At 67.1% G+C, this 15228-nt stretch carries 15 protein-coding genes; 6 read left to right on the top strand and 9 right to left on the bottom strand.

Annotated features, from left to right (window positions below):
- The first annotated feature begins 33 nt into the window (after positions 1–33).
- On the top strand, positions 34–2283 hold the full coding sequence (locus tag ON34_RS00355) for a heavy metal translocating P-type ATPase (protein ID WP_040772671.1): 2250 nt from the start codon (positions 34–36) through the stop codon (positions 2281–2283).
- Positions 2284–2548: 265 nt separating this feature from the next.
- Here ON34_RS00355 and ON34_RS00350 read toward each other — a convergent pair whose 3' ends face one another.
- Entirely contained in the window at positions 2549–2893 is a 345-nt protein-coding gene (locus ON34_RS00350) for a hypothetical protein (RefSeq protein WP_157172131.1), read from the bottom strand.
- Positions 2894–2987: 94 nt separating this feature from the next.
- The gene (locus ON34_RS00345; protein ID WP_040772893.1) at positions 2988–3857 is read right to left on the bottom strand and encodes an NAD(P)H-binding protein; all 870 of its coding nucleotides are present in this window, start codon (positions 3855–3857) and stop codon (positions 2988–2990) included.
- A gap of 86 nt (positions 3858–3943) precedes the next feature.
- Between ON34_RS00345 and ON34_RS00340 the strand changes: the two genes are divergently transcribed.
- The 3 genes from ON34_RS00340 to ON34_RS00320 all read left to right on the top strand — a co-directional run bounded on the left by ON34_RS00340 (position 3944) and on the right by ON34_RS00320 (position 6911).
- The gene (locus tag ON34_RS00340) at positions 3944–4762 is read left to right on the top strand and encodes an AraC family transcriptional regulator (RefSeq protein ID WP_218003841.1); all 819 of its coding nucleotides are present in this window, start codon (positions 3944–3946) and stop codon (positions 4760–4762) included.
- Positions 4763–5691: 929 nt separating this feature from the next.
- Entirely contained in the window at positions 5692–6441 is a 750-nt protein-coding gene (locus ON34_RS00325) for a DUF5919 domain-containing protein (RefSeq protein WP_040772665.1), read from the top strand.
- Complete coding sequence (locus ON34_RS00320) at positions 6438–6911, top strand: NUDIX domain-containing protein (protein WP_040772663.1); 474 nt, start codon at positions 6438–6440, stop codon at positions 6909–6911. The genes ON34_RS00325 and ON34_RS00320 overlap by 4 nt, the downstream gene beginning before the upstream one ends.
- Before the next feature lie 111 nt (positions 6912–7022).
- Here the strand turns inward: ON34_RS00320 and ON34_RS00315 are convergent, their stop codons facing one another.
- From ON34_RS00315 to ON34_RS00300, 4 genes are all read right to left on the bottom strand, one after another.
- The gene (locus tag ON34_RS00315) at positions 7023–7517 is read right to left on the bottom strand and encodes a hypothetical protein (RefSeq protein ID WP_157172130.1); all 495 of its coding nucleotides are present in this window, start codon (positions 7515–7517) and stop codon (positions 7023–7025) included.
- Positions 7481–7714, bottom strand: coding sequence for a hypothetical protein (locus tag ON34_RS00310; RefSeq protein ID WP_157172129.1), 234 nt, complete (start codon positions 7712–7714; stop codon positions 7481–7483). The genes ON34_RS00315 and ON34_RS00310 overlap by 37 nt, the downstream gene beginning before the upstream one ends.
- Positions 7715–7819: 105 nt before the next feature.
- Positions 7820–8581 (bottom strand): lysophospholipid acyltransferase family protein, encoded by a 762-nt coding sequence (locus ON34_RS00305; RefSeq protein ID WP_040772658.1) that lies wholly within the window; start codon positions 8579–8581, stop codon positions 7820–7822.
- Between the two features lie 11 nt (positions 8582–8592).
- Complete coding sequence (locus tag ON34_RS00300; RefSeq protein ID WP_040772656.1) at positions 8593–9342, bottom strand: lysophospholipid acyltransferase family protein; 750 nt, start codon at positions 9340–9342, stop codon at positions 8593–8595.
- A gap of 119 nt (positions 9343–9461) precedes the next feature.
- Here ON34_RS00300 and ON34_RS00295 point away from each other — a divergent pair, with 119 nt between their 5' ends.
- Positions 9462–10400: a hypothetical protein gene (locus ON34_RS00295; RefSeq protein WP_051021979.1), complete on the top strand. Its 939-nt coding sequence runs from the start codon at positions 9462–9464 to the stop codon at positions 10398–10400.
- Positions 10401–10441: 41 nt separating this feature from the next.
- Positions 10442–11980 carry a Rieske 2Fe-2S domain-containing protein gene (locus ON34_RS00290; RefSeq protein WP_040772654.1) on the top strand — a complete coding sequence of 513 codons (1539 nt, stop codon included), beginning with the start codon at positions 10442–10444 and terminating at the stop codon, positions 11978–11980.
- Between the two features lie 56 nt (positions 11981–12036).
- Here the strand turns inward: ON34_RS00290 and ON34_RS35700 are convergent, their stop codons facing one another.
- The 3 genes from ON34_RS35700 to ON34_RS38265 form a co-directional block, all read right to left on the bottom strand.
- Positions 12037–12192, bottom strand: coding sequence for a hypothetical protein (locus tag ON34_RS35700; protein ID WP_157172128.1), 156 nt, complete (start codon positions 12190–12192; stop codon positions 12037–12039).
- A 55-nt stretch (positions 12193–12247) separates the two neighbouring features.
- Positions 12248–13204, bottom strand: a complete 957-nt coding sequence (locus ON34_RS00285) for a DMT family transporter (RefSeq protein WP_245547817.1) — start codon at positions 13202–13204, stop codon at positions 12248–12250.
- 101 nt (positions 13205–13305) lie between these two features.
- On the bottom strand, positions 13306–14949 hold the full coding sequence (locus tag ON34_RS38265; protein WP_040772650.1) for an MFS transporter: 1644 nt from the start codon (positions 14947–14949) through the stop codon (positions 13306–13308).
- Between the last annotated feature and the right edge of the window lie 279 nt (positions 14950–15228).

Raw genomic sequence — 15228 nt, 5'->3', positions numbered from 1 at the left:
CCACCACCGCCCGCACAGAACGGAGCATCCACGATGACCACCGCGACGCAACCACCGTCCTCCGCCCAGGTCGAGCTGGTGATCGGTGGCATGACCTGCGCGTCCTGCGCCGCTCGCATCGAGAAGAAGCTGAACAAGCTCGACGGCGTCACCGCGACGGTGAACTACGCCACCGAGAAGGCGCGGGTCGAGGTCACCGGCGACGTCTCGCCGGATGACCTGATCGCCACCGTCGAGCAGGCCGGGTACACCGCGGCCCTGCCCGCTGCTGCGAAACCGGAGGAAACCGCGCCCGCCGAGGAGGACCCGGCAGCCGCGCTGCGGACCCGCTTGCTGGTATCGCTGGTGCTGTCGGTGCCGGTGGTCGCCATGGCGATGATCCCGGCCTTGCAGTTCACCAATTGGCAATGGCTGTCGCTGACCCTCGCCGCCCCGGTGGTGGTGTGGGGCGCGCTGCCGTTCCACCGTGCCGCGTGGACCAACCTGCGCCACGCCACCGCCACCATGGACACCCTGATCTCGATGGGGACACTCGCCGCGCTGGGCTGGTCGGTGTACGCGCTGTTCTGGGGCACCGCGGGCACGGCGGGGATGACCCACCCGTTCGAGTTCACCGTCTCCCGCATCGACGGCACCGGCAGCATCTACCTGGAGGCAGCGGCCGGTGTCACCACCTTCATCCTGGCCGGGCGCTACTTCGAGGCACGCGCCAAGCGGCGTGCGGGTGCGGCGCTGCGTGCCTTGCTCGAGCTGGGCGCGAAAGAGGTATCGGTGCTGCGCGGCGGGACCGAGCAGCGGATTCCGGTGGAACAGCTGATCGTCGGGGACCGATTCGTCGTGCGGCCGGGGGAGAAGATCGCCACCGACGGCGTCGTGGTGGAGGGCTCCTCGGCCGTCGACGCATCGATGCTGACCGGTGAGTCGGTGCCGGTGGAGGTCGGTCGCGACGACGCGGTGGTCGGCGCGACGGTGAACGTCGGCGGGCGGATCGTCGTGCGCGCCACCCGGATCGGGTCCGACACCCAGCTGGCGCAGATGGCGAAGCTGGTCGAAGACGCGCAGACCGGCAAGGCTCAGGCGCAGCGGCTGGCCGACCGGATCTCCGGGATCTTCGTGCCGATCGTGATCGCGCTGTCGGTCGCGACACTGGGATTCTGGCTCGGCACCGGCGGATCGGTGGCTGCGGCGTTCACCGCCGCGGTGGCGGTGCTGATCATCGCTTGCCCGTGCGCGTTGGGGCTGGCCACACCGACCGCGTTGATGGTCGGCACCGGACGCGGCGCCCAGCTGGGCATCTTGATCAAAGGCCCTGAAGTGCTGGAATCGACCCGGCGGGTGGACACCGTCGTGCTGGACAAGACCGGAACGGTCACCGCGGGCCGGATGACCCTGCTCGAGGTCATCCCCGCCGACGGCGAGCAGGTCTCGCGGATTCTGGAACTGGCTGGAGCGCTCGAGGATTCCTCCGAGCACCCGATCGCCCAGGCCATCGCCAAGGGCGCTCGCGAGCGGGTGGGCGAGTTGAAGCCGGTCGAGGGGTTCGCCAACGTCGAGGGCCTGGGCGTGCAGGGCGTGGTGGACGGTCACGCGGTGGTGGTCGGGCGGGCGCGGCTGCTCGCCGACTGGTCCCAGCACCTGGACGAGGACCTGACGGAGGCGATGCGCGCGGCCGAGGCCGAGGGCAAGACCGCCGTCGCGGTCGGCTGGGACGGCACCGCCCGCGGTGTGCTGGTCGTGGCCGACGCGGTGAAACCGACCTCCGCCGAAGCGATCGCCCAGCTGCGCGCGCTCGGTCTCACCCCGATCATGCTCACCGGCGACAACCAGGCCGCCGCGGAAGCGATCGCCGCGCAGGTCGGCATCGATGAGGTGATCGCGGAGGTGCTGCCGCAAGACAAGGTGGACACCGTGAAGCGGTTGCAAGCCGAAGGCAAGGCGGTCGCCATGGTGGGCGACGGCGTGAACGACGCCGCGGCCCTGGCCCAGGCCGACCTGGGCCTTGCCATGGGCACCGGCACCGACGTGGCCATCGAAGCCAGCGATCTGACTCTGGTCCGCGGCGACCTGCGGGCAGCGGCGGATGCGATCCGCCTCTCGCGCCGGACCCTGGCGACGATCAAGGGCAACCTGTTCTGGGCCTTCGCCTACAACGTGGCCGCGATCCCCCTGGCCATGGCGGGCCTGCTGAACCCGATGCTCGCGGGCGCGGCGATGGCGTTCTCCTCGGTCTTCGTGGTCAGCAACAGTCTGCGGCTGCGCAGCTTCCGATCGACGGCGCGATAACTAAAAACACCGGACGGGACGACACACGCAGTGTCGTCCCGTCCGGGTATACGCCAGGAGGTCCTCATGTCGGCATTCACCAACAGCGCGGCGCGTGTGCTGCGGCATCCGGCGGCGCGGGCGGTAGCCCGATGCGCCGCCGCATGCGTGCTGGCAGCGGCACACCGAGCCCTACGCCCGAGCGGCGAAGGTTCCGGTAATGCATGCGCATAACGCCATGGGCGAGACTACCCCGACCGCAACCGAATCCGAAATGGAAAGGGGCTCAGCCACGGATGGTGGTGACCGTGACGAGCGAGGGTTGGATGAACATGCCGTACACCTCGATCGACACCGCACCGGTCGGAGACTCGCTGGCCCACTGAGCGTGCTCGGTGATACCCGCTCCCAGTGTCGCTTTGGCCTGCGGCGACCAGGCGACCGCCACCTGACTCAGCGCCGGTCCGAGGTTCAGATTCGCGATCGCGGTGGACTCACCGTGGTCGAAATAGACCTCGGTGCCGCCGGGGAACGGGTTGAGCGCCACCGCGGAGGCGCTCGCGCCGCCGAACGCCGCGGCCGAACCTCCCGCTGTCAACGCGACCAAGACGGACATGACCCGACGACGCATCCGCAATCCCCTTTTCATATAGGCACATTGGCCATGCCACCCTTGCCCAGCGCGCAGAGTTCGGCAATTCTATGTGACCTCAATCACATCTGCGTCAGTGGGTCGCCACGCTCGCGTCCGCCAGGAACGCGCTCGCATGATCGGCGGCCCATTCGGCGTAGGTGCGGGCGCGACCGAGGATGCGCCGCACGTCATCGGTGACGATCGCGTTGTGTCCCGCACGAACGTATGCCTGGCCTGCCAGTGCCCCGTCGGCGAATTCAGCGGACATGCCGGACGCGAGCATGTACTCCCGCGCTTCGGATTCCGCGATGTCGACGACCTCGACGGGATGTCCGACGACATCAGCCAAGGTGGCGGCCAGGTCGTGGGTAGTGCGCAACTCGGGGCCGGTAAGGGTGTAGATCTTGCCCGCGTGCTCGGCGGACACCAGCGCTTCGACGGCGACCGCGGAGACGTCGCGGGGGTCGATGACGCCCTGTGCGCCGCCGCCGGTCAGGTTGGTCACGGGCTTCCCGGAACGAATGGCCTCGGCCCAGCTCAACGTGTTGGAGGCAAAGGAACTGGGGCGCAGGATGGTCCAGTCCACGCCGCTCTCGCGCGCGGCCTGCTCACCGGGCAAATGCCAGGTGCCGACGCGCCCGAGCCCGGCCTCGCCGGTACCGATGGCGGAAAGCTTGACGATGCGGCCGACCCCTGCCTCGCGCGCCGTGGCGATCAGCGCGCGGTCGGCGTCCACATATTCGGGGCCGAGCACGCCGACGATGAACGCGGCGTCCGCGCCGTCCATCGCCGCCCGCATGGACGCTAGGTCGGTGTAGTCGCCGCGAACTACCTCTACGCCTGCCGGGACTTGGGCGCGACCAGGATCCCTGGTGACGGCGCGAACCGGCACGTCCCGGTCGGCGAGCTGACGGACTATTTCACTCCCGATGGTGCCCGTGGCACCGGTGATCACGATCATGAGGATCACCGTGCCGTGCGTCAGCGCAGGTCTTCTAGGAAATTTCGGCACACCCGCCGGGGCGCGGACTGCCTACAGTGGATGCGGTGACCACCGTGCTGCGCCCGCCGCCCGTCGTGACGGCCGATCTGGTCGAATCGTCCGAGCCCGCGCCGGAGTCGCTGCGTCCGTGGCTGGCCGAACTCGGTCGGATCCCGACCGTGGTGGACCTGTCCGAGCCGTTCGCGCACGTTCCGCAGACGGCGACCACCATCGTGCTGCGCGCGGAGCACGACGGTCCGCGAGACGCGCTGGTGGTCGGGCCGCAGACCAAGGCGATCTACTCGCGGGCGAACAAACCAGCGGGCTGCGTGCGCCTGCGTCTGGCTCCTGGTGCCATCCGCTCGCTGCTCGGCGTCTCGGCAGCAGACCTCACCGATCGGATCGTGCGGTTGGAGGATTTGCCCGGCCCAGCCGCCCACCTCGCCACGGAACTGGTCGAACTCGCGCCCGACGAAGTTGTTCCGTATCTCGAAGACGAACTGCCACGTCGTGCCGCCGAAGATCCGGCCCAGCGCGCCCACCGCCGTCTACTCGCCACGGCGGTGGCCGCCATCGCCGAAGGCGACCCCGTCCCGGTTTCCGAGCTCGCCGCGCGGCTCTCGGTGAGCGAACGCCAACTCCGCAACCTGTTCACCACCGGAATCGGCGTGTCTCCCAAGCAATTCGCCCGCATCGACCGAGTCCGCAAAGTCCTGTCCCAGGCCAGGGACACCCCGTGGGCCGACATCGCCGCCACCACCGGCTACTACGACCAATCCCACATGACAGCCGACTTCCGGAGCCTGATGGGCGTTCCACCCACGTCATTCCTCCGCGGAGATGTACCGGCCGCTACCCCCTGCGGCGGCCCTGTTCGCTCCTGAGAACCGAAGGCCCATTTCCTCACCGGCAAGGGTCTCGGTTCTCCGGAAGGTCGACAGGCTCCGAATACAACCGTTCGCAAGGAAGCCGAGGCAGACCCTCAGCCCCATCGGGCAAGATCTCCACCGCGTCCGGGTAATGAGCACGCCGCCACTCCTGCGCGAACGTCATCGCCGCGGTGAAGCACGCCGCGAACTCCAGCCGAAGTCCGTGCCAGAACACACTCAGGCGGACATCCGGCTCCGACGGATTCGGGGACTCGTCCCCACTCACCACACACTCGATTCCAGCGTGGAGATTTCGGTATCCGGCATACCGCATCACCCGTGAGCCCGGTGATCGGGCGGAACCTGGTCCGCCCACGCCCGAATCGCTTCGACGACAACTTGCCCCGATGGTCGAAAGTTGCTGCGTGGAGCCACTATCCAGCACCGAATCGCGCCGACCGACGCCGTGGGCGACGGCAGCGCGATGGTCGCCCCGGCCCGCGCAACCGACACGTCCAGCCGGAACAACTCGGCGAACAGCCGCACATCATCAGGCAGATCCGGCCTGATCAGAAACGTCCATCGGCCCGAACGCGGATGTCCCACAACAGGCCCCAGCGGACCTCGACTCTGCATGTGCGCCTTCACCGCCTGCCCCAGCCGAGTTGGCATCGTCATCGCCCACACATACCCGGCGCGCACTACGACCCGACCACTCTCGGGCGGGTCGACCACTGCGGGCAGATCGCACTCCCGCCGATAGAACAGGCACCGCGACCGCGGCGTATCCCCACAAGCTTCCATTCGTAACCCCTCGCTCACATAGAAAGCCGATGACTCCGACGCTACGAACGGCGGCGGGACGCCGGAACTATGGCGAGGACACTTCGCGGGACATTTCAAATGCCTGAAAACGTCTCAGAAGTGTCCGCTACCGTGGCGGTATGAGTCAGCGCCTGCGGTCGGCGATGCTGCGAGCCCAGCTCGATGCGGCAGCACTGGCAACGGCCGTTGCTGTCGATGTGAAGACGGTCAATCGTTGGCTGGCCGGGCGAGTGCCGCACAGGCGCACGCGCCTTGCGGTCGCAACCATATTGGGCGAGTCCGAAGCGAGTCTATGGCCGCAGACACGACCGGACCTCAGCAGCGGAGCGCCAGCCACCGCCGAAGTGATCGGCGCATACGCACATCGGGCCGATGTTCCGCGTGAGATGTGGGTGTCTCTACTGCTCAGTGCCACCGAGCGGATCGACATCGTCGGGTACGCGTACCCGTTCATCCTCGAGCTATTGCCCGACGCTGCCGACCGTATCGTCGGCAAGTGCCGGAACGGGGCTGAAATTCGATTGGCCTTTGCAGATCCGGACTGTGCTCACGTCGCTGAACGTGACAGCCTGGAGCAGATGGCCGGAACGCTGCCAGGTCGGATCAACAACGCTCTTAATATGCTCGGACCTCTGTCAGAGGTCGGCGGCTGCGCTATCAGGCTGCACACCACACATCTATACAACTCGATATTTCGATTCGACAACCAGATGATCGTCACCCCATACCTCGTCCGGGCCCGTGGCTATCAGCACCCTGCGCTGCATCTACGTCGGCTGTCGCCGCACGGGATCTTCTCTTCGTACGCTGACCAGTTCGAACAAATCTGGGAGTCAGGTACCCCATACTCAGCCAAGGGCGGAGAATGAGCAATCGACGCGACTACTACCGCGACCCCAACGCTCCGAAGGCCAATAGCCTCGTGCCGGGTGGCTCTGCCCTGGTCGTCGACGATAATGGTGCGATTCTCATGCAGCGCCGAGCCGATTCGGGTAATTGGTCCCTCCCAGGCGGCACCATGGAAATCGGCGAAACGCTCGAACAGTGCGTGATCCGCGAGACCAAGGAAGAAACCGGTCTCGACATCGAAATTACTGGTCTACTCGGCATTTACACCGATCCAGAACACGTCATCGCCTACTCCGACGGCGAGGTACGGCAGGAATTCAACGTGACCTACTACGCCCAGGTGATCGGCGGTCAACTACTGGTCAGCGACGAGTCCACCGACGTCCGTTTCCTCCATCCGGACCAGCTCCGAGACGAACCAGTACACGACACCGTCCGGCTCCGCTTGCGGCATCACACCGAAAATCGAAAGCAGCCGTATCTAGGATGAACGGATTGCCGAACCCCTGTTGCAGGGCAGCACCCGCTGCCGAAATGGGCTGAGATCCGTCGATCGGAAGGGGTGTCGCGGCCCCAACTGCGGTGTTGCGCGTATCGCTCTCTATGTCGAATGCAAGGTGAACTCGACACTGTATTGGACGTTGCCAGGGGCGATGGTGTGGCCGTTTGTGGCGGTGAACTCGCACCGCGCGCGAAGCCGATAGGTTGTGTCGAGTTGGAGATCCGTGACAGCAGAGTGCCACCAGTAGTCCGCGGGGACGCTAGCGTGGTAATCGCTGTATCCACGCTTGCCTTCGACGATGGCGCCGCATGTCATTGGGCCTTGCACGAGTGCCTGCACGGACGGCGAAAGTTTCAGCGACCAGAGCAGCCTATTTCCGCCGTTCGGATTTTGGCTGGCGTAGATCACGTCGCCTGTGAAGCTGCCGTGTATCCCGTCGTAGCGATAGCGAGTGTCGTTCGGATGGTAGTGATAGACCCCGGCGAGTTCTGCTGTGACGTTGGGGACCAAAGCGAGCATGGCCGCGATGATCGCCGTGAGTACTGCAACGACAGTGGCTATTCGACGTGCCTGCGCACGGATACTGCCCTGCATTCGAATTCCCCCTGTGGTACATCTTCGATTTCAGCGTCGACCTGGTCCCCCTCCTGCAGGACGAGCACATCCCCCTCTACGACGCTGGACAGGTGGAACCATGCGGGCGGACCGGCCGGGCGGGTCAGCACTCCGGTGCCGTTACGGATGTTCCAGCGATATACCGTGGCCTGCTCCACTTCACTGCTCCGTCCCACGCGCCGATGATTCGACCATCCTCATGATGGCTCATATGCCGTCGGCGCGCACTCATGATCTGCCGAGATGTCGTATCCGAAAAGTTGCCGAACTGACCAGGACAGCTAGGCCTGGCCTGGAGTACGACCGGCGGCCTTGGCTCTGCGCCTTGCCATTTCCTCCTTTTCCAGGACAGCGGCCTCGGCGAGAGTCGGTGCGGAGCCGCCGAGGCGCGCGGGGACCCAGCGCGCTCCCTGCGGCATCGGGTAGTTCCGCTGGGCTTCCTCCAGCAATTCGCTCATGCGGGCACGCATCGTGGCGGTAAGTGCGTCCGCCGGTTCGGCGGGTGGGATCGGGGCGCCGATGCGGATGTTGATCGGGAAGTTGTGGCGGCCCAGCTGTTTCGGGATGTCCTTGGTCCAAATGCGGTGTGCGCCCCAGATGATCAGGGGAATGATCGGCACGTCGGCTTCGATGGACATCCGGGCCGCGCCGGATTTGAATTCCTTCAGCTCGAAGCTGCGGCTGATCGTCGCCTCGGGGTAGACCACGACCAGTTCGCCGTCGCGCAGTGCCGTCACCGCGCGGGCGTACGACTCCGCGCCCGCGGTGCGATCGACGCCGATCGCCTTGCAGTGCTTCATGAGGAAGCCGATGATGCCGTGTTCGAGTTCGGCCTTCATCATGAATCGGACGTTGCGGCCGGACTTGCGCCCGACCAGCCCGACTTCCATGAAGTCCAGATAGGCCGTGTGGTTGACGGCGAGGACCCCGCCACCGGAACGGGGAATGCGCTCTTGGCCTTCGATGTCGATGCGCAGGCCCTGCGCCAGGAAAATGGTGCGGGCCAGGCCGGTGAGAATGTCGTACACCGGTTCCCGCGCCATCACAACTCCCGCTACTGCTCCGCCGCGTTCTTGCGAGCGGCCTTCTCCTTCGCCTCGGCGGCGTCCATCGCGTCCGCCTCTTCCAGGGTAGGAGCGCTGCCGCCGAGCCGGGCGGGCACCCAGTAGGCGCCGGGCTCGTGCACGTAGTCCTTCTGCAGGTCGAGCAGCATCTCCTGCATGGTCGAGCGCAGCTTCGCGGTGAGTTCGGCGGCGGGCTCGAACGGCTGGATCGGTTCGCCGACCGCGATCGAGATGGGCGTGTTGGTGCGGCCGAGCCGCTTCGGGAAGCCCTTGGTCCACACCCGCTGCGCACCCCAGATGACGATCGGGATGATCGGCACCTCCGCCTCGATGGCCATGCGCGCCGCGCCGGATTTGAATTCCTTGATCTCGAAGCTGCGGCTGATGGTCGCCTCGGGATACACGCCGACCAGCTCGCCGCGGCGCAGATATTCCACCGCGGCCTGGTACGAATCGGCGCCCGCCGAACGGTCCACCGGAATGTGCTTGAGCGCCCGCATGATCGGACCGGAGATCTTGTCGTCGAAGACCTCCTTCTTGGCCATGAACCGGATGTAGCGCTTCGGGGTGCGCACCGGCAGACCCGCGTAGGTGAAGTCCATGTAGCCGGTGTGGTTCACCGCCAGCACGGCGCCACCGCGAGCGGGGATATGTTCATCGCCCTTGACGGTGAACTTCAGACCTTCGATGAAGAAGACGGCACGGGCCAGCCCGATGATCGTCCGATAGACGGGTTCCACAAGTCCGCTAGCGTAGTCGCTGACCGTCCCCTCCGGCAGTGCGCCGCCAGCCGTGAGCGCCGGAGCGAGGACGCCTGAGCAGCCCCAACCGCACGCCCTTAGAGAAGAGGATCGTCGAAGTGGAACGCGCCCGACGGGTACCGCGTGGATACGACAACAGCTCAGCACGCGATCGGATTCGGGCATCAACGAACCTGGGCCGGTCATCCGCGCCCCGGCGCCGGGTCGGCGGAGTCGGTTTCGCCCTGCTGGCAGCAGTTCTGCTGACCGGCTGCGATTCCGTCGTCGGCATCCCGGACGAGAGCGCCCCACAGGCTGCCCCGCGCACGACGCCACCCGCCGCCGTCCCGGCGTCAGCGCCGCCGAGCACCCCGTCGCTGCCGCCGGTACCCGCCGGCGCTCCCCCGGTCGGCGCGGTCGAGGGACTGCCCGCCGCGACCAGCGCGGTGCAGCGCTGGGCTGCCGATCTGCGATCGCACAGCATCGCCGAGATGCAGGAAAAATGCTGGACCATCGCGCCGAAGAACGTGGCCGACATGTACGACGACCAGCAGTCCATCCTGGCCGCCCTCGCCCAGCCGGGCACGGCGACCAAGGACACCGTCGTCTGGCAGAGCAGGACCACCACGGTCGCCGTCGACCGCGCCGAGATCGAGACCGGTTACGCCTGTCCGCGCGTCGCCGCCGCGGGCGCGGAGATCACCTACAACGACGCCGACGCCAGGCACACCGTGCGCCGCTACCTGTCCCGCTTCGTCGGGTCTCCCCTGGACCCGGCCGACAAGGAGGGCACCTACCCGCTGGTCTGCAAGGCGGCCCCAGCCACCTGGGATCCCACCTCAACCGGACGCCCGATCCCCGCCCCGCTGGCCGACAACCAGGGCATGCTGACCGGGACCACCGAGTTCGCCGACCAGCAGATCCGCTCGGAGCAACTGAACGCCGACTACGTCACGGTGCTCGTCCCGGTGACCAACTCCGCGGGTGTGACGCAGACCCGCACCTTCACCCTGCGCTCGGGGCCGGACGGCTACTGCATCGGCGACGTCTCGCCGTAACTACTACCCTGGTTGGCTGGTAACAGCAGGAGGAGCAGCTAGTGCAGATCACCAGCGTCGGACACGCCGGATTCCACATCCGCACCGCGGCCGGGTCGATCCTTTGCGACCCCTGGGTGAACCCCGCGTACTTCGGTTCGTGGTTCCCGTTCCCCGACAACACCCAGCTGGATTGGGACCAGCTGGGCGCATGCGACTTCCTGTACGTCTCGCATCTACACCGCGACCACTTCGACGCGAAGACACTGGCCCAGCACGTCGACAAGGACGCGACCGTGCTGCTGCCGGACTACCCGGTGCCGGACCTGCGGCGGGAGTTGGAGCACCTGGGCTTCCACAAGTTCTTCGAAACCGAGGACTCGGTCAAGCACACGGTGACCGGCCCGGGTGGCGACCTGGACATCATGATCATCGCGCTGCGCGCGCCCGCCGACGGCCCGATCGGCGACTCCGGGCTGGTCGTCTCCGACGGCGAGACCACCTGCTTCAACATGAACGACGCCCGCCCGGTCGACATGGACGTGCTGCACGACGCGTTCGGTCACGTCGATATCCACCTGCTGCAATACTCGGGCGCGATCTGGTACCCGATGGTCTACGACATCCCGGCCCGCACCAAGTCGAATTTCGGCAAGCAGAAACGTCAGCGCGGCATGGACCGGGCTCGCAGCTACATCGAACAGGTCGGCGCGACCTGGGTGGTGCCTTCGGCGGGTCCGCCGGTGTTCCTGGACGACGAGCTGCGCTACCTCAATGACGACCGCGGCGACGAAGGCAACATCTTCCCGGACCAGAAGGTGTTCCTGGAGCAGATGGAGATCCACGGCAACACGGGCGGGATCCTGATGATCCCGGGTTCGGTCGCCGACGTGCGCGGCGCCGAGCTGACGCTGACCCATCCGAGCGACCCCGCCGAGATCTACGACAACAAGGCCGAGTACATCGAGCGGATGGCGCAGCGCCTCGCGCCCGTGCTGGAAGCCGAGAAGGCGACCTGGGCCACCGGCGAGGGCTCGCTGCTGGAACCGCTGCAGAAGCTGTTCGAGCCGATCATGGCGCAGAGCGACCTGATCTGCGACGGCATCGGTTACCCGGTCGGTCTGGTGATCGGCGAGGAAACCGTGGTGCTGGACTTCCCCAAGCGCACGGTGCGCGGCCCCATCGAGGGCGAGGGCCGCTACCGCTACGGCTTCCGCATCGCGCCGGAACTGGTGCGCACGGTGCTGCGCGACCAGGAGCCGGACTGGGTGAACACCATCTTCCTGTCCACCCGCTTCCAAGCCTGGCGCATCGGCGGCTACAACGAATTCCTCTACACCTTCTTCAAATGCCTCACCGACGAGCGGATCGCCTATGCCGACGGCTGGTTCGCCGAGGCGCACGACGATTCCGCCTCCACCGAACTCGGCGGCTGGGAAGTCCAGCGGCGCTGCCCCCACCTGAAGGCGGACCTGTCGAAGTTCGGCGTGGTGGACGGCAACACACTGACGTGCAACCTGCACGGCTGGCAGTGGGATCTGGAGTCGGGCCGCTGCAAGACGTCCAAGGGCCACGAACTGCGGTCGCGCAAGCTGAGCTGAGCCCGATCTCCGGCCGACGTTTTCCACGTCGGCCGGAGGCGTTGCCGACCGAACTACTAGCTGATCTCGCGGGTGTGCCTCGACGGCGGCACACCGAAGTCCCCTATCGCCTGCCGGGTCGCACTCCGATCCGCCAGCTTGCCCGACGCCGACAGCCCGAACACGGCACACAGAGCGAGCCGCGAAACCCACACCCCGTATTCGATCAGCATGAGCGCACCATGCCACATTCATGCGCTTCGGACATGAATGACTCGACCGGGCTTTTCAGGACCGAGATCGAGTGGCGACGCCGACCGCGACGAGAGTCAGCACGCAACCGACGGTCGCGGTCATCGACAGGCCCGCGGTTGTCGGGGTGAACAGGTCGAGGACCAGGGCGAAGAGCAGCTGCCCTGCGACCGAGGTGAGGCCGAGCAGCAGCACACCGATCCAGCGGACGGTCAGGGCGGCCAGCGCGATGAACGCCACGCCGATGAATCCGCCGAGATACAGCCATGGCTCGGTAGGGAATTCGGCCGGACCACCGGAGGTGGCGAGTACCGCGGCCGCGAGTACGAGCAGCGCGAACAGACCGACGCAGAAATTGACCAGGGCCGCCGACATGGGACCGCCGACGGCTCCGACCTTGCCGTTCACCGCCTGCTGCCAGGCCAGACCGATCCCGGCCAGCGCGGGAAGCACGATCAGCAGAGCGGTCGGCGCATCTCGCAGCGTTTCCGGCACGGAGAGACCACCGGTTGCGGCGCGGCCGTGACCGAATCCGGCGACCAGCACCGCGACCACGCCGAGTACCGCACCGGCCAGCCGCACCGTGGTCACCGGCGTGCTGCCGCTGGGGCCCAGACCGAGACGGTCGACGATCAGGCTGCTGAGCAGTTGTCCCGCGACGACGGCCACGGTGAACGCGGTGACCCCGATGGCCGCGACGGTGAGCCCCTGGCAGGCGACGAAGAACGCGCCGCACAGGCCGCCGAGCAGCTGCCACGGACGCAACGCACCGTCTGTCAACGCCCGCCGCACCAGCCGCACGCCGTCGCGCAACCGCCCGCTGACCGCGAAGGCCACCGCCAGCACGAGCAGCCCAGCGCCGAAACTGATGGCGGCAGCCAAAATCCCATCGTGCAGGCGCGCACCGAGCGCACCATTGATCCGTCCCTGCACCGCGACACCAGCACCGATCCCGAACCCGAAGACCAGCCCCACCCTCACCTGCACAGTCACAACCCGCACGCTACCGCCACCCCACCGGCCACCATGCCCGGCCAACGCGAGTGGCACCTCAGTGCGGCAAAACGCGAGAGCGGGTCTCCATGATGTGCCACTCACCGACGACGAGGAAGCCAGCGGGAGGCGAGGGTGGCTATGGCGAGCATGGCGATGCCGAGGGAGGCCAGGAGGGTGGACATGGAGTACCGGATGGTCACTACGGCGGCGAAGCCGAAGACCGCGAGCGCGACCACCTCGCTCAGCAGGCCGGAGACGGAGGTCACCGTGGCTCGCGCCGGGCCCTCGATGGCGTCTTGGAGGCGGGCGCCCGCGACCACCACCGCGTTGTGCACGATGCCGTAGGAGATGCCGATCGCGGTGAATCCGAGAACCGTCAGCGGATACATCACATCGGGCCGCCGGGCCGCGAGCCCCGCGACCAGCGCGCCCCCGAGGAAGAGCACACCGGCGATACCCATCACGATTCCCATCGTCCGGCCCGACATCCCTTCGGTCCGCCCGCCCAACACGGAACCGACCAGTGAACCGAGCACGGTGAGGCCGACCAGCAGCGGCACCACGACGGTGGAGACACCCGCCTGCTGCGCGAGCAGAGCGAAGTATTCGTCGAAAGCCGTGATGCCGAACAGCAACGCTTCCAGCAGCACGGCATAGCGGACTGTCCGCACACGAATCGCTTCGGCCACACCGGCTTTCAGCATGCGCAGGTACCGCTCGAACGGCCGCGGCCGTTCCAGCAGCGCATGTCGCTCGCCGACACCCGAAACCGGGCGGCCGACCGGCATGTCCGAGCTGGCGACGCGGCCGTCCGTACCCGGCGTGCCACCGCCGGTGACTGCCGTCTCGCCGTCGCGAGCGGCATCTCCCGGCGCACCTAGATCAGGGTTCGACGCGCAACCGCTCACAACGACGTCCGGTGCAGCGCAATCGCCCGCTGCACTCGTGCCGAAGCCACCCGCGACGGTTCCGCTGCTGGCATCCCGGACCGCTGCCCGCGCACCAGAACCCGCGCCCGCCATGACATCGGAGTCGACGGGACGATCCGCTGGGCCGCCATCGGCAAGCGACACCGCATCGGCTGGAAGGGCTGGGTTACCTGGGCCGGTACGCGGCACCGGAGTATGGGTGACATCAGATTGCGAGCCACGGCCTCCCGCCGAGGACTCGGAGCGGACGTCTTCCAGATCGTCGACGTCCACCGCGGAGACCGCCTTCGGCGCGGTGGGCAGCGACAGCGCGATGACCGTGTGCAATGCGGCGACCGCCACGCTGGACCAGCCGACCAATGCGTAACCGCCGTAGAGGTAGAGCGGAGTCGCCGCGACGATGGCGACGACGACAGCCGCTTCCGCGCCCGCGCGGGTGTAGCCGAGGATGCGCGGGTAGGCCGTGGATTCGCCGCGGGCCGCCACGTCGTCGTAGAGCAACGCCTCGAACGTGCCGGAGGCCAGAGCGCCCGACGTACCCCACAGCACGAATCCGGCGGCGAAGCCCGGGAAGGAGGGCACCACGGTCCACAGTGCGAAGCCTGCGGTCAGCAGCACACCGCTCAACACGAGCAGACCGCGCCGCGAGACGGTGTCGGCCCAGGCGCCGGAGGGCACCTCGAGCAGGAACGACGTCGCCGACCAGATCGCGAACAGCAGCGAGATCTGCCCCGTGCTCATCCCGTGGTCGGCGAACAGCAGCGCATACAGCGCGTAGAGCGGAATCAGTTCACCGATGCTCTTGAAGAGCACGGCTCGAACGGTCAGCGAGCGCAGGCTGAGATCGTGCGCGCTACCCGTCGAGCGGGCGCGCAGAGATTCTGCGAATCAATAGGCGTAGATAAGCAAACGCATGCCGTCAGCATGCTCACGGTCGCTCTGCGGCGTCAAGGGAATTAACCATGAGGGCGTCGCGGGAATCAGTGCGGCGACTGGATCAGCCCGGCAGCCTCAACGGTCAGCGGCGCCACGGCATCAGGCGGAACGGCTCCCGGGAATCAGCGGGGAGCGTGAGGGGCAACAGGAGATCCT

Origin of the sequence: Nocardia pneumoniae NBRC 100136 (genome assembly GCF_000308755.1) — a bacterium.
Lineage (GTDB): Bacteria > Actinomycetota > Actinomycetes > Mycobacteriales > Mycobacteriaceae > Nocardia > Nocardia pneumoniae.
The sequence above is the reverse complement of the archived record's forward strand: the minus strand, read 5'-3'. Positions and strand labels throughout refer to the sequence as shown.